At 37.1% G+C, this 19,942-nt stretch carries 14 protein-coding genes and 1 pseudogene; 3 read left to right on the top strand and 12 right to left on the bottom strand.

Going from position 1 to position 19,942, the window contains the following annotated elements; translation table 11 throughout:
• Positions 1 to 13: 13 nt before the first annotated feature.
• Both ACYPZI_RS08735 and ACYPZI_RS08730 read left to right on the top strand, forming a co-directional pair.
• Positions 14 to 661: pseudogene (locus tag ACYPZI_RS08735) on the top strand (ketol-acid reductoisomerase); the annotation flags it as partial.
• 130 nt (positions 662 to 791) lie between these two features.
• Positions 792 to 1,853, top strand: coding sequence for a glycosyltransferase family 4 protein (locus ACYPZI_RS08730; protein WP_459600662.1), 1,062 nt, complete (start codon positions 792 to 794; stop codon positions 1,851 to 1,853).
• A gap of 3 nt (positions 1,854 to 1,856) precedes the next feature.
• Here ACYPZI_RS08730 and ACYPZI_RS08725 read toward each other — a convergent pair whose 3' ends face one another.
• From ACYPZI_RS08725 to ACYPZI_RS08675, 11 genes are all read right to left on the bottom strand, one after another.
• On the bottom strand, positions 1,857 to 2,903 hold the full coding sequence (locus ACYPZI_RS08725; RefSeq protein ID WP_459600660.1) for a glycosyltransferase family 9 protein: 1,047 nt from the start codon (positions 2,901 to 2,903) through the stop codon (positions 1,857 to 1,859).
• An 89-nt stretch (positions 2,904 to 2,992) separates the two neighbouring features.
• A complete protein-coding gene (locus tag ACYPZI_RS08720; RefSeq protein WP_459600658.1) occupies positions 2,993 to 3,760 on the bottom strand; it encodes a porin family protein in 768 nt (255 codons plus the stop codon).
• Positions 3,761 to 3,779: 19 nt separating this feature from the next.
• Positions 3,780 to 4,904 (bottom strand): PCMD domain-containing protein, encoded by a 1,125-nt coding sequence (locus tag ACYPZI_RS08715; protein WP_459600656.1) that lies wholly within the window; start codon positions 4,902 to 4,904, stop codon positions 3,780 to 3,782.
• Between the two features lie 132 nt (positions 4,905 to 5,036).
• Positions 5,037 to 6,086: a winged helix DNA-binding domain-containing protein gene (locus ACYPZI_RS08710; RefSeq protein WP_459600654.1), complete on the bottom strand. Its 1,050-nt coding sequence runs from the start codon at positions 6,084 to 6,086 to the stop codon at positions 5,037 to 5,039.
• Positions 6,087 to 6,102: 16 nt separating this feature from the next.
• On the bottom strand, positions 6,103 to 6,969 hold the full coding sequence (gene nadC, locus ACYPZI_RS08705) for a carboxylating nicotinate-nucleotide diphosphorylase (RefSeq protein ID WP_459600652.1): 867 nt from the start codon (positions 6,967 to 6,969) through the stop codon (positions 6,103 to 6,105).
• Positions 6,956 to 8,539, bottom strand: coding sequence for an L-aspartate oxidase (gene nadB, locus ACYPZI_RS08700; RefSeq protein ID WP_459600650.1), 1,584 nt, complete (start codon positions 8,537 to 8,539; stop codon positions 6,956 to 6,958). The genes nadC and nadB overlap by 14 nt, the downstream gene beginning before the upstream one ends.
• 9 nt (positions 8,540 to 8,548) lie before the next feature.
• On the bottom strand, positions 8,549 to 9,553 hold the full coding sequence (nadA, locus tag ACYPZI_RS08695) for a quinolinate synthase NadA (protein ID WP_459600648.1): 1,005 nt from the start codon (positions 9,551 to 9,553) through the stop codon (positions 8,549 to 8,551).
• Positions 9,554 to 9,627: 74 nt separating this feature from the next.
• The gene (locus tag ACYPZI_RS08690; protein ID WP_459600646.1) at positions 9,628 to 10,254 is read right to left on the bottom strand and encodes a ribonuclease H1 domain-containing protein; all 627 of its coding nucleotides are present in this window, start codon (positions 10,252 to 10,254) and stop codon (positions 9,628 to 9,630) included.
• Between the two features lie 119 nt (positions 10,255 to 10,373).
• Positions 10,374 to 11,288, bottom strand: coding sequence for a cation diffusion facilitator family transporter (locus tag ACYPZI_RS08685; RefSeq protein WP_459600644.1), 915 nt, complete (start codon positions 11,286 to 11,288; stop codon positions 10,374 to 10,376).
• 92 nt (positions 11,289 to 11,380) lie between these two features.
• Positions 11,381 to 13,219 (bottom strand): transcription termination factor Rho, encoded by a 1,839-nt coding sequence (gene rho, locus ACYPZI_RS08680; protein WP_459600643.1) that lies wholly within the window; start codon positions 13,217 to 13,219, stop codon positions 11,381 to 11,383.
• An 800-nt stretch (positions 13,220 to 14,019) separates the two neighbouring features.
• A complete protein-coding gene (locus tag ACYPZI_RS08675; protein WP_459600641.1) occupies positions 14,020 to 17,892 on the bottom strand; it encodes a TIM-barrel domain-containing protein in 3,873 nt (1,290 codons plus the stop codon).
• Between the two features lie 398 nt (positions 17,893 to 18,290).
• Here ACYPZI_RS08675 and ACYPZI_RS08670 point away from each other — a divergent pair, with 398 nt between their 5' ends.
• Positions 18,291 to 18,641, top strand: a complete 351-nt coding sequence (locus ACYPZI_RS08670; RefSeq protein WP_459600639.1) for a cupin domain-containing protein — start codon at positions 18,291 to 18,293, stop codon at positions 18,639 to 18,641.
• 42 nt (positions 18,642 to 18,683) lie between these two features.
• Here ACYPZI_RS08670 and dapA read toward each other — a convergent pair whose 3' ends face one another.
• A complete protein-coding gene (dapA, locus tag ACYPZI_RS08665) occupies positions 18,684 to 19,577 on the bottom strand; it encodes a 4-hydroxy-tetrahydrodipicolinate synthase (RefSeq protein WP_459600638.1) in 894 nt (297 codons plus the stop codon).
• Between the last annotated feature and the right edge of the window lie 365 nt (positions 19,578 to 19,942).

The following is a 19,942-nucleotide window of genomic DNA, read 5'->3' as shown; positions in this document are numbered from 1 at the left end:
CTTGTGTTTCGGCACGGGTATTATCCCTCCGGCTGATGTAGACGTTATTCTTGTGGCTCCTAAAGGTTCGGGAACCAGCCTTCGTCGTATGTTCCTTGAAGGACGCGGCTTGAATTCGAGCTATGCTATTTTCCAAAATGCAACAGGGCGTGCGTTCGAAAGAACTGTATCATTGGGTATTGGAGTCGGCTCAGGCTATTTGTTCGAAACAGACTTTAAACGCGAAGTATATTCTGACCTTACAGGCGAACGTGGTACACTTATGGGGGCTATTCAAGGAATCCTTCTTGCTCAGTACGAAGTATTACGTGAAAATGGCCACTCTCCGTCGGAAGCATTTAACGAAACAGTAGAAGAGCTTACTCAGTCTTTGATGCCATTGTTTGCAGAAAAAGGAATGGACTGGATGTATGCCAACTGTTCTACAACAGCTCAGCGCGGGGCTCTTGATTGGATGACTCCTTTCCATGATGCAACCAAACCGGTATTTGCTAAACTATATTCGGAAGTGGCTAACGGAAACGAGGCTCAGCGTTCTATCGATACAAATTCAAAACCTGATTACCGTGAAAAACTAGAGGAAGAGTTGAAAGCTCTTCGCGAAAGTGAAATGTGGCGTACAGGTGCAGTTGTTAGAGAGCTCAGACCGGAAAATAACTAATCGTACAGAAAATTGTTATATAAAGAGATTTATCCCACAAGATAAATCTCTTTTCTTTTAATTGGACTACGATTTAATATAAAAAATATATCTTTGCAGAACTTGTTTAAAAAGGAAATAATTGAATAGCATGGAGAAAAAAAAAGTTCTTATTGATTTAACAAATCTCGATAATCCAATGTGTGGATTTGGACAAATCGCCATAAACTATGCCGATTTTTTTTCGAAGATGAAATCGGGTAAACTTCATTTTGTTTTCTTGGTCCCACCTGAATACAAAGGCTTTTATGGTGATGCAGTTAGTTATTCTATAAAAACATTTTGGACGAAGAAATTTCCGTTTTTATTACCGAAAGTCGACCTGTGGCATTCTGTAAACCAACAAAATAAGTTGCTTCGATTATCTCTGAATACGAAATATTTGCTTACAATTCATGATGCCAACTTTTTAATAGAGAAGAAGCCTAAAAAAGCTGCAAGATATAAGCACCGATTGCAAAATAAGATCAACAGGGCAAATGCCGTTACCGCCATATCTCAATATACTGCTGATTATATTAAAAAGAATTTTAATTTGGAAGATAAAAAAATACAGGTTATTCTCAATGGTGTAGAATATATTGCCGAAAAGGAAACTGTAAAGCCTGAGTTTGTGCTGGGTGACCGTCCGTTTTTCTTCACAATAGGACAAGCTAGAAGAAAAAAGAATTTTAATAAACTGGTAGATTTTATGGATGCCTTTCCCGAATACGATTTGTATATATGCGGCGATACACACTATGAGTATGCCGATGAAATAAGGGAAAATATTGCAACCAAAAGGCTTTCCAATGTTTTTATGCCGGGAACTATTTCTGAAGAAGAAAAAAATTGGTTATATCAAAATTGTAAAGCGTTCTTTTTACCAAGTCAGGGTGAAGGTTTTGGCTTACCTGTCATTGAAGCCATGCAGTATGGTAAGGCTGTCTTTGTTTCAAATTTTACAAGTTTACCTGAAATTAGTGGAGGACATGCTTTCGTTTGGCAGAACCTCGAACGAGATTCTATGATAAAAGTTATTAAGGATAATCTTGAGAATTTTTATGCAAATGAACAGAATATAGAGAATATAAAGCAATATGCAAATACATTCAGTTACGATAGACACATAAAATCGTATCTGGAGTTGTACGAAAAACTCTTATTCCAATAATAACTAAACTTTTAGATATTTTTCAAGCATTGGTGCCAACTCTTTCCATACAGCATCAACAGTGATCAGATCGTATCGTTGTTGATAAGTAAGATTTTTTTGCTCCGAAGTTAAACATATATCATTCACACCCAACCCTTTAGCCTCTATGCTATTTTGTGGCAACCACAATTCTTTTTCTACATTTGGTGACACAATGCAAAATGAGGGCACACCCATAGCATGGGCAATATGACGGTTTCCACTCTCATTTCCGAAAAAGAATGTACAGAACGAACTCATAGCCGCTAGTTCACGCAACGAATTAGCTTGCACGTCGATAAATATATGGGGATTTTGGTTCAGATCCTCATAAAGGGTACGGGCGATTTGTTCTTCATGACCAGGAATATAATTCAATATAATTTGTACGTCATATGCATCCAGTATGCGTTGTATAACTTCTGCCATACGATTGATATCCCACATTTTATGCGATAGTTTGGATGCTACTACCGCCAGTATTATAGGACGAGAAAAGTCAATACCGTTTTCTGCGAGATATTGCTTCATTGTGTCTAGTTCATGTTCCGAAATAGAGAGCTGGAAATCTCTATTATCGTTTCTCCGATATTCTTTTTTTAAAGGGGACAATAATAACAAATTACGACCTATCATATCCAAATCGTTATATTTTGTCTCATGGTCAATTCTCTGTTTATGGAAGAATGAGGTATACCATTTTTTACGACCTATCCTGTATGGAGATTGGAGTGAAAACAATGAAAATAGACTTGTCTTGAGGGTCGAACGCATATCAATGATTATGTCGTACTGGTTTTCATGCACTGTTTTCCAAACTTTTTTTACATATGAGAAATTTGAATTTTCTTTTTTATCAAACGTGATAATTTTATCAATACTTGGGTGGTTCTCAAACAGCGGGGCTATTGACCTATTTAGCACCAAATGTATTTCGGCATCACCAAAGCTATTACGAAGCGAACTACACAGTGAAAGAGTCAGAACGGTATCTCCTATTTGCCTAAATCTTATTATCAGAATCTTCATATAAAAAGCATATACGTGCACGGCAAAATTACTAAAATTTTTTAGATTTTATGAAATGATATTGCTAATCTAAGAACTGGTTTAAGTTTTTAATTTAATATCTTATAACTCATACCTACAGTTATATATATATTTCTCATTTTCATATCTATTCCGGTAAAATTTTTGGGAAAGACAGGTGTGAGGCCATAGGTTGCTTCTGTATAGAGACCGAATTTTCTATTAAAGCTATGTTCGAATCCCATAGAGAGACCGAAATCAAAGGATTTCAAGTCTTTTCCAAAATCGAAAATAGCAATATCTTTTTCCCCAATGTTTATCAATTCACTATTAATAATGTCTTTATCCTCTGTTTTTCTCAAATAACCGTCCCAAACAGTCCCTGAAAATTCAGAGCTGTAGCGATATGACGCATAAGCACCAAGTTTCAGGCTCCAGGTGTCATTTAAGTGATAAGAAAGACGTATTGGAATGGTTGCATATGTAATTTTTACTTCAGTTTCGTTACGTCCGGTAAAATAACCTTTAATATTGTTCCCTTCCATATTCACGTCGGTATACATATACTTAACTTTGTCCCGTACTCCCATACCTTTAAGATCTAATGCGATACCGCTCTCTACCGACCACCTTTCTGTAAAACGATACGAAACATTATATCCTAATTGAGGTGTAAACTGAGGCCAATAAGCATCGATGGAGCGTACCTCCCTGGGTAAGTTGTTTGGTAATGTGGCTCCAATGTTGTATCCTGCTATTATCTTGTGCGAAAAAGATCCTATATCGGTTTGGGCTTTTATTCCTGTTGTAGAGATACATAGAACAACGCTCCATAGTATTTTTTTATATAATTGCATAATCTGTCTGTATTACTTTTTAGTTAATGGGCTCGGTGACTATTTCTATTTCGTCAACAACAAGAAGGCTTCCTATAGCCCCTTCATAAAATGCTCCCCGTTTGCTGGAGGATAGGACGATCGCTAATTTATAATCGAACCGGGAATAATCTATTTCTTCGGTATAAATAAACGGTATATCAAATCTTGTCCAATCATTCTTTTCTGTTTTGTCTGATATTATAGCAGTTGCAACCAACCTGTTAGAACTCAATACATCATTTGCTGTAAGATATACATTTTTGCCCTCATTCCCCTGAGGCACTTTGAACATTACAGCATATATATCTAATTCATCTTTTTTCCCGGGAATCGTATCCACTATATTATATTTTGGCGTATCATTAACAGTACAGGTTTGGTAATACTCTCCCGGTTTATATTTGTACCATCCGGTAAACCGGATCGGTTTACCGGCGCTTTTTGAATGAATTTGCCCGAATTTAACAGATGTTACAGGATTAGACATATTGGTTTCAAAAACGCCTCTAAATGCAGATCCTGCATATAAAGGAATATCCAGCATATGAAGGATTGTGTTCCTATTCCCAAAAACCGTTTCTAGTAGTATACCATATTCTCCATTATGGCTATCGGTTGTCCGTCTTGTCGGGAAAGGAGTATTATCGCGATAAATCATAGCTACTCCTTTATTCGCATTGCACCATAATTCGTCAGAAAGCATATCGTAAATTCTGGTGCCCGTAGTATTAGATACTTGATACCAATTTTCGAAATTATATTTAAGAGGTCTGTCTTTTTCCAGAATAATGGTATATGATTTTTTATTACCATCCCCGGCTGTTACAATATACGAAGTCTGATAATTTTGTAATTGAACTTCCACACCCGATGCGGGTTCTATTTTTGCTCCGGGAGATAGTTTTATGTCAGGTGTAATTTTTGCGTTCTTCATGCCCGTAGTATCGTCGACTGTTATAATAACCCTATTGTTGTCTTTCTGGTTTACAATAGTGGAAGTCAGCATTATATCGGAAGATATAGTAAAACTTTCAATATCAGCCTCTCTATATACACCTTCATCTTTAATGCAAGACGATAAGGAGAATACGAAAAAGGTAATGGCAATTAGTATTAATCTCATAAAATGATTGGATTAGAATTTGCAAAGTTAGAGATAATTTAGCAAGTAAAAAAGGTGGGCTATTAAAATGATTTCTTTTTGTTAATATCTCTTTATTATCAGGCCTTAAATTTATGAATAGAGTTCAATAATTTAGCTAATAAAGAATAATAATTTATTTACTTCTTTATCCGTACTTTTTTGTATTGTTTCAGTAGGAGTGTCAAAATAGTTAGTATTTATTTTGTAGCCGTTTTTAGCCGGAACTTTCTTCCATACACCTACTATTTCTCCTTTATGCATAATGAAAGGTTGAAATATTCCATTGCTTGTAATAACTTTTTTGTGATGATCAGGATGTAATACCTCTTTCCGGTCTCTATAGCTAACCAGATATTCATCGAATGCAGGTAGTAGATGGACATCTTTGTAAAAAATACTATCCGGCGTATCATTATAATATATATATTGTTGAGAACCTATATATTCAAACAAAAAGTCGTCCTTGATCAAATCTAAAGAATATTTTGCTTCTGACGTGGATAGCCCCGACCACCATATAAAATCATATATAGTTGCAGGGCCATGACTCCTGAAATATTTATAAGCTAATTTATATAACGATTCATTTTTATCGAACCTGCCGAAAGAAACCAATTCTTCCAATAATCTGTACGTCTGCTTTTTTCCCTTGATTTTACCACTGCAAACGATCCCATCAAGTTCCGCATGATACATTATATGATTTAAGCGTCTGTTATCATCATTAATCCCGGATGTTTTCAAGCTATCGCCTAATTCCTGACGAGTTAAATGAGCGCCTTTATTTAATTCTTTTCTTATTATAGAGTTTGTTTTAGCTAAAGTAACATCATCTAAGCCTAGTTCCTTATCACTGGAGCGCAGTATATTTTTCACTCTCGGAGCACTTAAAGGAAGCATCCAGCCAATATCATTTTTAGATACCAGATGCCATGTAGGCCGTAATATATGTGTACGAATTATTTCCCCTTTGTTTAATAATTCATTTATTTGGCTGTCGGTTATTCCGTTTATACGGTTGCCAATCCCCCATTTGGCCATATTGTAGTCCTGTGCCTGCATAGCGCCCATCCATGAGATAATTTCTTGTGGAGTCTGTATGTTCGTTCCAGCTAGTAAATGGTTTCTAAGCCTCAGGGATCTTATATCTGATGCGTTCATCTTTAGTATCAGGTAGTTAAAAAGCTTTCAGGCTAAGGTCGATATTAGGCGCTGAATAGATAATCGCTCCTGATGAAATATAATCTACACCTGTTTCGGCTACACTGTGTACTGTTTCTTTAGTTATCCCTCCCGAAGCTTCCACTTCGACTGCTCCATTAATAAGTTGAACGGCAACAGTCATTTCAGATAAAGACATATTATCGAGCATGATAACATCTACTGCTTTCGTAGCCAATGCCTCTTTTACTTCATCCAGATTACGGGTTTCAACTTCTATTTGTAGATCTTTTCCTTTTTCTTTCAGGTATTTTACTGTAGATTCTACCGCCTTAGTTATTCCTCCTGCATAATCATTATGATTGTCTTTTAGCATAACCATATCGAAAAGTCCATAACGATGATTTTTACCGCCCCCAATATATACCGCCCACTTTTCGCACATACGGAATATAGGAGAGGTTTTGCGGGTATCTAATATTCTGGTATTGGTATCTTTAAGCAAATCGACCATTTCGTGCGTATAGGTGGCTATACCGCTCATCCGTTGCATACAGTTGAGCACCAGCCGCTCCATTGTAAGAATAGAACGGGCTGACCCGGACACAACAAAAGCTATATCTCCTTCCTCAACCTTATCCCCATCATTTTTAAACACTTCTATATTCAAGTCTTTATCATAATAATGGAATATTTCCTGAGCAAGGTCTACTCCGGCCAAGATACAATCATGTTTTACCAGCAAGCGTGCCTTATGCCGCAAGCCGGCAGAAACACTAGCCAGGGTTGAATGATCACCATCTCCAATATCTTCCTTTATAGCTTCATCTATAAAATGATACAGTCTTTCGTCCGTAACATATGCAGGTCTATTCTTTTTCATCTAAATCCTTATTATAAAAAGTGCCTTTATTTTCATTTTGCTCTAAACTCTGAGTAATGATAAGAAATGCAACACTTACTAAATTTCTTAATTCTGATAATTGCGGTGATAAAATAGAGAAATTGTATATTTCTTTTACCGATTTATATATCTCTTCTTCTTTCTGCTTTGCTAACTTTAAACGGGCATTACTACGAACTATACCCACGAGGTCGCTCATTAAGGCTTGCAGTTCTTTGCGTAAATAGCTTAAAAGAACCATCTCCTCGTTCATCTTCATCCCTTCTTGGTTCCATTCGGGTATTTTATGCAGCTGGTCGTAATTGAAATTATCTTCGTTTAATCGTTCCAGCGTTTTCAATGCCGCCCGATGAGCAAAAACCAGAGCTTCCAACAGTGAGTTCGAAGCAAGGCGGTTAGCTCCATGCAAACCCGTATTGGAACATTCTCCCACAGCAAACATATTCTTTATTGTACTTTGTCCAAAAAGATCAACATCGATACCGCCACATAGATAATGACTGGCAGGCACTACCGGTATCAGATCGTGGAACATATCCAAGCCGGCATCTTTACATTGCCTATATATATTAGGAAAGTGCTCTAAGAATTTGCGGTGGTCGAGGTGGCGGCAATCAAGGCAAACATAGTCGTTTCCTCTTAATTTCATTTCACTATCTATGGCTCTTGCCACAATATCGCGGGAGGCCAGTTCTTCCCTTTCATCATACTTATGCATGAACGGTTCTCCCGATTTGGTGCGCAACTTAGCTCCAAAACCCCTTACAGCTTCCGATATCAAAGGTAATTGTCCTGTAATCGGACTATAAAAAGCTGTAGGATGGAATTGTATAAATTGCATATTGCTGATTTTAGCCTTTGCCCGATGAGCCAGGCCAATTCCGTCTCCGGTAGCAATAATAGGATTTGTTGTGTTTTTATAAACGTGCCCGCAGCCACCGGTAGCCATTAATGTTATTTTGGCCGACATTTTTTTTATGCGATGGCTCTTTATATCCATTATATAAGCACCATAGCAATTCAGGTTGTATTTGTCGAAAGATTCTCCCGGAACATGATGTTCTGTGATTAAGTCAATTACATAATGGTGATTAAAAAGCTCAATGTTATCAAGATGCTTTATCGCGCTCAGTAACGCCCTTTCTATTTCGGCGCCTGTAATATCTTTGTAGTGTACGACTCTATTTTCAGTATGCCCTCCTTCGCGCCCGAGATCATATGAGTGGTACTCGTTTTTATCAAAATTAGCCCCCCACTCTGCTATTTCCCTTATACGCTCAGGACCTTCTTTTACAACGACTTCTACGGCTTCTCGCTTACACATGCCATCGCCTGCACGTAAAGTATCCTCAATATGCTTGTCAAAGCTGTCTTTGGTGAAATCCGTCACAACGGCTACACCTCCTTGAGCATATTTTGTATTAGACTCTTCGTCGTCCGATTTTGTAACAATAGTAATCTTAGTATCAGGCCTTTGCTGTGCTATTTTTAGAGCATAAGAAAGTCCCGAAATACCGGAACCGATAACTAAAACATCTGTATATATCATTGGTATCTATTATTTTATTGCTTTTGACAATTCCAGCATTTTATTGATCGGACGCAATGCCTTTAACCGGACTTCTTCATCCATCAATATTTCCGGAAGTTCATATTTCATACATAAATAAAGCTTTTCCATTGTGTTAAGCTTCATAAAGCGGCACTCGCTGCAATTGCATTTTTCATCGATTGTAAGAGCAGGAATAAGAGTCTTACCCGGTGCGCGTTTGCGCATTTCATGTAATATGCCTTCCTCCGTAGCCACAATAAATTCCCGGCTGTCATTATCGACTACATAATTAAGCAAATTTGCCGTAGAGCCAATATAGTCTGCTACTTGTAAAACAGGCTTTTGGGCTTCCGGATGAGCTATCAGCTTTGCCTTAGGGTATTTCAGCATTTGTTCTGCGATTCGCTCTAAAGAGAAAGCCTCATGCACGATACAGGCTCCATTCCACAATATCATATTGCGTCCTGTTACCTGATTAATATAACGTCCTAAGTTCCTATCGGGAGCGAAGATAATTTCCTGTTTTTCCGGTAGCGAATTTATAATGTGCCCGGCATTTGAAGACGTAACTATTATATCACTTTCAGCTTTTACGCCGGAATCACAATTTATATAGCTTACCACAATTGCATTTGGATGCTGTTTCTTCAGATCACGCAAACCTTCTCCTGAACAGGAATCTGCCAAAGAACATCCGGCTAATAAGTCAGGTAAAACTACTTTCTTTGTAGGGTTTAATATTTTAGCTGTCTCGGCCATGAAGTGCACACCACAAAATACAATCATATCAGCATCCGTCTTTTCGGCAGCACGGGCTAATTGTAAACTGTCGCCAAGAAAATCGGATATATCCTGAATATCGCCTGTCTGATAGTAATGAGCCAGAATAATCGCGTTTTTCTCTTTACGCATGCGGTTTATTTCATCGACAAGATTTAGTCCTTTTGGAATATCCATATTTAGATAACCTTTGGTTGGTAATAAGGCTATAGCTTTTTCAAGAGTTGTCATGACTATTTGTTCTAGTTAATCTGAAACAAAATTACTGATAAAAACTTTCATAAATGAGTTTTATCAATAAAACCTCATTTACGGCCAAAATCAGCAGGTATTTCCCCCCACTCGTCCGTTTTCCATTTTATGATCTGTGTTGTATAAGTATTTTCCTTTAGCCACTTTTCAGCTCGTTCTATCATATAAAAGAGAGATTTATTTTCAGGAACTTGCTCTAGCTTTGTTTTGCACTTTTTTCCTTTTACCCATTTTATAGCATTTACACTATCAGAATATATGGGAATCGAATAATTTTTCTGTTTCAACAAAGCCAAACCGTGTACCAATGCAAGAAACTCACCTATATTATTCGTTCCTTGCTCAAATGGCCCTTGTTTAAAAACCTCTTCACCTGTTTTTACATACACTCCGCGATATTCCAATAAGCCCGGATTTCCGCTACAGGCTGCATCTACGGATAAGCTGTCTTTTATAATTTCCGGAATGTTGTGAATAGATGCTTTTTTCTTTTTCTCAGCTTGCTTGCCGACATATAACCACGGACTGTCATTGAACGCTTTTCCGGCTTCCTCCCGTGTCGGGAAAGATTTATATATTGCCCCTTCGTACCCTTCTACCTGAGCTTTACACTCATTCCAGGTGGAATATACTCCGGGAGTTACACCATTCCATACTACATAGAAGTTTTTCTTTGCCATTGCTGTAACAATAATTTGACATGCAAAGATAGTATTTATGAATAAAAACATGTCTAAAAACATATTTATAATCGTTTACTCATGATACCTTCATTTTATTTCTTTACATATAGTTCAAATCAATTACAGGTTTCTTCATACGGGCATAATTCACGTCCTTCAATCTGAATGGTAACGTGTTTTATCCCGTATTTTTCTTGCATAATATGTTTTGCCTGCTCTAATATCAGGTCTCTGTCGGCATTTTCCTTTACATGTAAATGTACAGTCATAGATGTGAATTCCGAAGTTATCATCCATATATGTAAATCATGTATATCTTCTACCCCGTCTATCGACTTCAACAACTCCGTAACCCTTTCGGAGTTTATATTTGCAGGTTTGGCTTCCATCAGGATATTTATTGATTCTTTAAGCACATTCCATCCACTGTATAAGACTAATACAGATACTATTATGCTGGCTATAGGGTCTGCTATATACCAGCCGAACAGCATAATAAGTACAGCTGCAATAATTGCCCCTACCGAGCCTAATAAATCGCCGATAACATGTAAAAATGCACTTCGGACATTGAGGTTCTCTTTTGTAGATCCTTGCGAATGGAGAATCCACGCTACCATGATATTTATCAATAATCCGACTATAGATATAATCATCATACCTTTGCCAATCACATGAGGTGGTGCCGAAAGGCGTTCGATTGCTTCTTTGCAGATAAAAACAGCTAATGAAACAAGCACAATACCATTTAATAGAGCTGCCAATATTTCAAAACGTTTATATCCATAGGTTTTGGAGGGTGTCGCGGCTTTAGCTCCGAATATAAGGGCGCTGAGGCTGAGCCCCAAAGCAACGGCATCGCTTAACATATGACCCGCATCCGAAATCAAGGCTAGGCTATTAGTCAGATATCCTCCTACAAATTCAACGAACATGAATCCGGCTATAAGGATAAAGCTGATAGTCAAAGCTTTCTTGTTGGCATTATGATTATGTGAATGTGAATGTTCATGGTTATGATTATTTCCCATATTTGCTTATTTAGAATAATTAAATATAAAAAGCAGTGGTAAAGTTAAATCTTTTCCCACTGCTTTTCAATATATTCTCAAATTTATTCGCTTTAATCGTTCATAGATATAAGGAATTCTTCGTTATTAACGGTTTTTCTTAATCTACTTTCTAAGAATTGCATTGCTTCTACCGAGTTCATATCAGATAAGAAGTTGCGAAGAACCCACATCCGGCTCAAAGTGTCATTGTCGAGCAACAGATCATCGCGCCGTGTACTGGACGCAATAATATCCACAGCCGGGAAGATACGCTTGTTAGATAATTTACGGTCGAGTTGTAATTCCATATTACCCGTGCCTTTAAATTCCTCAAAGATAACATCATCCATTTTAGATCCGGTTTCGGTAAGTGCTGTAGCTATTATCGTAAGCGAACCTCCGTTCTCTATATTACGGGCTGCACCGAAGAAACGTTTTGGTTTGTGTAACGCATTGGCATCTACACCTCCGGTAAGTACTTTTCCTGATGCCGGTTGTACAGTGTTATATGCACGTGCCAGGCGTGTAATAGAATCTAGTAAGATGACTACATCGTGCCCGCATTCAACCATGCGTTTTGCTTTATTCAAAACTATTTCAGCTATTTTGACATGGCGGTCGGCCGGTTCGTCGAATGTAGAAGCAATAACTTCAGCATTTACACTCCGTTCCATATCTGTAACCTCTTCCGGACGTTCATCTATAAGAAGAACGATCATATAGACCTCCGGATGATTGCTTGCAATTGCATTTGCAATATCTTTTAGTAAAGTTGTCTTACCTGTTTTAGGTTGCGCTACAATCAGACCACGTTGTCCTTTACCGATTGGAGAAAACAGATCAACCACACGGCACGATAAGTTATCATTTCTGCTTTTTGTCAATCTAAACTTTTCATTAGGAAACAGTGGTTTCAAGTGATCGAACGGAACACGGTCACGTACCTCATCCGGTGTATGACCATTGATTCTATCTACTTTTACCAAAGGGAAGAACTTTTCTGATTCTTTAGGAGGACGAATAGGACCTTCAACTATATCTCCCGTTTTTAATCCGAACAAGCGGATCTGAGACTGTGAAATATATACATCGTCGGGTGACGACATATAGTTATAGTCTGACGAACGAAGGAAACCATATCCTTCCTGCATAATTTCCAAAACCCCTGTAGCCGCTAATATTCCTTCAAAGTCGAACGATTTATCCTGTGGCTGGTTATTTTGTTTCTGATTATTATTATTCTGCTTTGGTGTCTGTTGAGGCTTGTTTTTAACCGGAACTTCCGCTATTTCTACGGGCGCGACTTCCGCGTCTATTTCCAGTGGAGAAAGTAAGGGTAAGCCGGGAACAGTTTCTTCTACTTCTGGCTCACGAACTTTATTTGAACGAAAAACAAGCTGAGTTGGTTTTACTAGAGGTGTTTTTATTTCTTTCTCAGAGTTTTCCTTAGCTTCAGTATTATTTAATTTCTTTATTTCTTTTTGCGGAGTTTTTTCTGCAATGTTTTTTTCTGTTACGGTTGCAACCTCTTCTTTTGCTTTTACCGGCTGAACTGGAACTGAAGTTTGAGCTTTCGGTTGTGGTTCGGGTTTTGCCTTTATTTCTACTCTAGGTTGTTCTATAGCCTCAGAAGCTTTTTCTTTTGCGGGAGTTTGCTTTTTTTGAGGTTTTTCCTTTTCTTGTCTGTTTTTTGCCGGATAAGATTTTTTCTGTTGCTCTATTCTGTCTTCACTCTGATAGCTTTCGGAGTTTTTATTTTTAGCCTCCAAAATAGCTTGCTCGTCAAGAATTTTATAAATTAACTCATCTTTCTTATATGCATCAGGGCGTCTTATGCCAAGTTCTTTTGCGATAGTTCTTAGCTCTATAGTGAGCTTTTCATTTAGCTCAAGGATGTTGTATATACGCATGTATATCTATAATTAAATTATGTTGGTTTATGAATTTCACATGAATAAGTCAAATTCCTATCATATCAATAAGTTTAGACTTTCTAAATTGGAGATAATAATACCTCTTATCATCTAAGGCTATATTATTTAATAGTTTGTTTATTATTTGAGTCACTTAGTTTTAAGTATACTCTTCTCTCATTTGGTTAGAATTTTTTCTTACTGGTTATTTTCCACTTTTAAAAGCTCATTTATATCACCCGTAATTTTGTGCCTTTTGGCAGTATATTATTAAAACAACGAAAAGATTACGGATTATTAATACCTACACTAAGAAGTATTCGAGTGCGTTAAAAGCATTGCAAAGATATATATTTTGTTCTTAATAACAAGGTTTTTTGAAAAAAACTGAATTAAATTTGGTCAATCATTTTTTTTTGCCGCGATTAGTATAATCGAGTACCTTTGACCAAATTTAAAAATTCAATGCCATTGAGAACTCATTATATTACTTTCACAAGCTATAAAATGAAGATAGAAGAGACAAACAGTTACTTCTGAGGTTCTCAAAGCATTGAGCTTATGCATAGTATAATAAGATTGATTCTGGAAAAATATCCAGGTTAACTGTACAAACTTTTTCCCCTATGAGTTTTATATATAGATATTATTATAAGGTAATATTCGCAAGTTCAGTGGGTTAGTAAGAGTTAAAATTGGTTAATACACAAAGCGTCGACAGCTGAGTTATGTATTTTTCACTAAATAGAAAGAGACTCTGAAAAATCAGAGCCTCTTTTCAATCATAGGGTATTATGTTAGAACACAATGAAATTCAGGTTTTTATCAACTAAAAATCCATCAATAGCCTTCAACTCAAATTTCACATTTCGTTTAGCCTTCAGCTTAATGATAAATAGATCGGAATCTCCTTCAATAGCTTCTTTATTCCCTGTATTCACAAATGTAGGATATAAAGCCTTAACACCGTTTGTATGCAATCTGTCATTTGTCAGATTTTCCATTTGTTTCATGTTTAATGGTTGTATCCCGACAAATTCATAATCCTGAGGATTATATGGAAGAGCAAAGCTTAATGCATTAACAGAGCGAAGGTTGGCGCCTTTGACCTTGATCTCAACAATCTCGTCTTTATTGTATGCTCGTTTTGATGTGCTGATTTCAATTTTTCCGTCTACTTTTTCTATTCGCCTACGATCTATTCCACCGTTGAGTTGCGTTGCTACGACAGAAATATCATATGCATCTATCAGATCATTTTTATTGAGGTCTCCATTGCTTATATATCCTTCAAAATCAGCGTCACCTTTCCTTAAACCTGTGTAATTGATATACGAAGTCAAATCATTTTCATCAATCAATTTATCGTTATTAATATCTCCGGGAAGATAACTTTCTGTACCCGGTACTTTGAAAACATATAACTCCCTACCCGATCCATATCCACCTACGGCATTTGTTATGGCTAACTTGATATACCGGGCAGTAGGGTGATTTCGGAATGTAAATATCTTTGTTTCTGCATTTTGAGTCCATTCAAAAGTTCCGGATTCATTCCAGTTCTCCTTGTCCATGCTATAATAAACCGAACCTTTTAATAGAGTTCCGTTTCCTGCATTATCACGAGGTACATAATGGAATTTATCAAGCTGATTGATAGATTTTAGATCCATGATAAGATCGAAAGGCAAAGCATTTACATTATATTTTGTATGCCATAACTCTCCTTCTGCAAAATCGAATAATTTATTTAATGAGCGGCCTTGATTTTCGGCACTTGTTTCACCAACAATACCTTGTATAGCAAACTCCAGAGGATTTTCTTTTGTTGTAATACTAAATGTGGTCCAATCGGAATACCCGTCCTTATTTACAGCCCGCAACTTAAATGAATATGTTGTTTCAGCATCCAATCCATCGAAGAGTAATTCTGTATCTTTAATTGTGGTATAAAGTATATCGTTGAACTCAATTTCGTAAAAATCGGCATTATCGACCTTATCCCATGTCGGTTTTACTTTATATGCTTCTGTATTTTCATCTGCAATCCGGGCATTTGCCGGCGCGACTAATGTTCCCGTGGCAATCTTGTGCTTATCTATCGGATTGAATACAAAACCTTCAATATTAAGAATGGTTTGATTGGCTGTAATGTCTGATGATTCCAACTTAACCAGAAGTTGAGGATTTTTGGTAATAACTTCTTTTTCAAACTCGCTGCCTTGGGTTGCAAATCTGTTCAGATTTGGTGTAGCATCGTAGAAATAAACGTTTTCTTTTCTATTAAATTCGTCCAATGATTTTACTTCGGTCAAAGAAATATTTCTTAAATTCTTCATCCCTATACGTGCTGATACTTTCTTCGGTTTTTGAGTAACATTTATCCTTAGTTCCGTTGCTTTATCTTTAACAAATCCGGTAAAGTCTCCTTCCGTAGCATGAATCACTATATCCAATCTCTCTTTTGCTCCTGCACTAGATTCTATCAGTGTAGTCGTACCTTTTCCCTGACGGTATTCTTCTGTCGTTCCATCATCATCATATTCTGTAAATGAGCTGTTCCCAGATGGATATAACTCGTATATCCGCAAATTTTTATTTATTTCGGAAACATTATTGTTCGGATTTGCCATTGGAATTATAGCTCCATTTTTGATAAATACAGGAAGTTTCCAAAGGGGTGATGCATAATTGTTTATAATACAGTTACCCTGATACTTATCTCCGGAGAAATAGTCGATCCATTCTCCTTCCGGCAGATATATGCCATTACGAATATCATTGCCTTTCTCATCTGATTTTGTAGCCTGGTAAATAGGCGCTATCAAAAAGTATGGACCATACAAGAATTGGTATTGAGTAGCTTTCCCCAGTGTATATGGATTTGCATATTCCAAGAACATAGCCCTTATCATAGGTAATCCGTCAACAGATTCTTTTGCAATACTATATGCATACGGTATCAGTGCTGATTTCATTTTCAGATACCAGCGATTTATCGAAGTAACAGGCTCTCCTAATGCATGGGGATATTTTTCGTTAGCACCCCACCCGTCCATATTTAACTGTGTTGGAGTAAATGTCTTCCACTGGAAATCTCTGGTATTGACCACAGGATTTTTGCCTCCGAAAATTCCATCCATATCAGAACTAATATTTGGATTACCGGAAAGTCCCGAACCTATATAAGTAGGTATATGGAACCGTATATATTCCCATACACCCCCGGTTTGGTCACCCGACCAGATTCCTGCATAACGTTGTGTACCGGCCCATCCATCGAGAGAAATGATAAACGGCCTGCTATTGTCGCCATAATATGTCATAATCTGTGACACATCGGCAATACCGTTCAATCCGAAAGAATATCCTGCACCGACCCATGCCACATCTGTTTTCAATACGCGTACTCCGGCGTCTCTCGCCTCTTTTACTATATCCCTTTGGAGTAGAGCGTTGATCTCTGGTTTCGGGTGAAGATCCGATTGTGTCCATAAACCTATTTCAACGCCATTCTTATGGGCATAATCAGCCAGATTTTTCAGATTTTGTATGTTTCCGTCTAAAGTTTCTGTTTGTCCATACCCGGCTCCATAACCATCGTTAGGCAATAACCAGCCCAATGGCATATCGTGATTCTTATAACGGTCTATTACTGCGCGAGCCGAAAATTGATAATTGTTCTTTTCACCATTAAGGGATTCTTTCACGCCTCCATTATCTTTTTGGCTTTCTTTATAACGTTTTCCATCTTCGAATAGAATTCCGGTTTCGTCTTCTTTCCAGTAGTCCCTGTTATAGGCATTCAGATGCCCTTGGTAGAATCCGAATTTGGGGAGCAATACAGGATTGCCCGTTAGTTGATAAAAATTATTTAATAAAGGTACAGCCCCGTCATTGATCATATAGAAAATATCCAGATAATCAGTTTCGTGATATAACTTTACAACACCTTTCTCTTTTGCCCCAAAGTCATATTTCCCTCTTTTGAAGGTGTACCACATTATTCCATAACCATTTGTAGACCAATAGTATGGATTGGGAGAAGCCACTCCGCCATCAGTCCAACTATTCTGGTTCTCTATGGCGATTATTTTTCCTTTATGAGAAAAACGTCCATTCTGAACACCTCCGCCGTAAAAATATTCTTGTGGGTTTTCTTTCAGGGTCACTGTAACCTTATTCTTTTCAAAAAGGACAGGTTCTGTTTCTTCTAAAGCAACAGTGTTGGTTTTCAGGTTGATGACTTTCAACAATGCAGTGTTCTTATCCAGCTGAATTTTAATTTTTTCAGTAATAATAGAAATAGAACTACCATCGTCGCTCACCTTCACTTCTGATAAGTGTTTTCTAGGATTATCAACCAAGATCCGGGCTTCCGGTTTCGCTTCAGGATTTCTTATTATTCCACCCGAATTGTCTTGAAATACTCTAAATACATTTTCTCCATAGAAGTCAAATGTCATTCTTTGATTTTCTGACAATAAAACTTCAACAGTGGTCGGATTAATCTTTTTTGCGCTAATGATTTTAAGCTTTTGCTGAATTGTTTTGTTGATGGTTCCTGTTCCTGGTGCTCCATGCACAGACAAAAACGAAAACATCATCGGTAGAACTAGTGCAAGCAAAATAGCCTTCCATTGCTTGGAATTACCAATTTGGTTTTTCATGATTTTTTTATTAAACAGTTTAAAATAAATTCCCCGGCGAAACTTATAAACAAGAAGTTGCGCAATGCAAATTTAGTTATTCTATTCTGTTTATACTAAAGATTGGTTAAGTAAAAGTTTCGTTTTGCATTTAGAAACTGTTTAAATTTTATAGCAAAGCTTTTTTATAGCTAATTTCGGTCTTTGGTTTCCAATTCCGTATATTTGCACAGATTAATTAATGATGTCAATCAGTAGTTAAAGTAGTCAAGTCGTTATCAGTTGCTTAGCAACTTGGAAGTTAAAAAGAAAATCAGACTTCGTTTATATAACTACTTGACTACTAATGAGTGAAACGAGTGATAACTTCTCTGACTACTGATTCGTATTAGTAAATCTAAAATATAAATATCAAAATTATGGAAAAAGTACAAAGTAAACCATTCTTTATAGCCGATCAGGAGAAAATATACACTGCCGGTGAAGGAATTACCCGTCAATTCATAGGATACGACAACAATATAATGATGGTCAAGGTAATGTTTCAAAAAGGAGCGATAGGTTATAAGCATCAACATGCGCATGTACAAACTACTTACGTGGTATCCGGAAAATTTGAAATGACTATCGGGGACGAAACTAAAATATTGCAAGCCGGAGACGGATTTTATACAGAACCGGATATTTTACATGGATGTGTTTGTATCGAAGAAGGAGTTTTAATAGATGTATTCAGTCCTATAAGAGAAGATTTCTACGAAACAATATAGTTAAAAAGTAATACACCCGCTTATGAAAATTAAAGGATTGCGTCAGCACGTAATGTTCAGTTCTACCAAAACGTTTCTAATCTGCTCATAAGTGGTAATTCGCGTAGGCACCAAAGGTAGGCGAAGTTTGTTTTCTATATAGCCCATCATGTTCAGCATACATTTAACGCCTGCCGGATTTCCATCCACAAACAAAAGGTTGAATAATTCATTGAAACTGTGATGGATAGTGAGCGCGCTGGCGTAATCTCCCTCTAAAGCTAAACGTGTCATACGGCTAAACTCTTTAGGGAAAGCATTTCCAATAACCGATATAACACCTATGGCCCCTAATGTAATTAATGGAAAGGTGACACCATCATCTCCCGATATAACCTCAAAATGTTCGGGTTTTCGCTTGATAATCTCATCCATCTGAGTCATATTGCCTGAAGCTTCCTTTACTGCAACAATATTAGTGAAATCATTTGCTATACGCAGTGTCGTATCCGGAGCCATATTCACACCTGTGCGCCCCGGTACATTATAAGATATAACAGGTAATGAAGAAGCTTCCGATATTGCTTTATAATGTTGATATATACCTTCTTGGGATGGTTTATTGTAATATGGAACAACGGAAAGTATTCCGTCGATTCCGGCATAATCATTTTTTTTCAGTTTGTCTACAATTGCCCGTGTATTATTGCCTCCCTCTCCTATTATGATCGGAATCCGCCCATTCACTCTGCTGACTACCAATTCTACAATCTTTTTCTTTTCATATTCGGTCAGAGTTGGAGTTTCAGCTGTAGTACCCAACACAACCAAATAATCAGTCCCATTTTGCAGTTGATAATCAACAAGTCTGAGCAAAGCATCATAATCGACACTTTCATCATTTTTGAAAGGAGTTATAAGAGCAACTCCCATTCCTCTTAGATTTATTCTAGACATAAGAAAAAGTTCAAGCTTTCAGAAAGATATTTGTGCAAATGTACGAAAAGTTTCCGTACAATCCCCTAAAAAACACAATTTTACCCCAAAGGAAAGTTTGAATGGGTAACGATATAGAAATGAACGAACTACTTTTATTTGCTGCGTTTTCCCACTGTTTCAAATAACTCATTTCGCCTGCAAAAATAGTAAAATATCTGAAAACAAACAAAACTTACAACTTCAATTTTCCCTATGTATTTCCAATCCATAGGTTTGATTGCGAATAAAATTCGCGTGAGTGTCGACTATAAGTCGATTGAAAAGCGATAACTAAAGTTCTTTGAAATTTTCATTCAAGTATAAAATCCTCATCACTATTGGGT

The sequence above is a fragment of the Dysgonomonas reticulitermitis genome (assembly GCF_054601275.1).
This window is presented reverse-complemented; position numbering and strand designations above follow the sequence as displayed.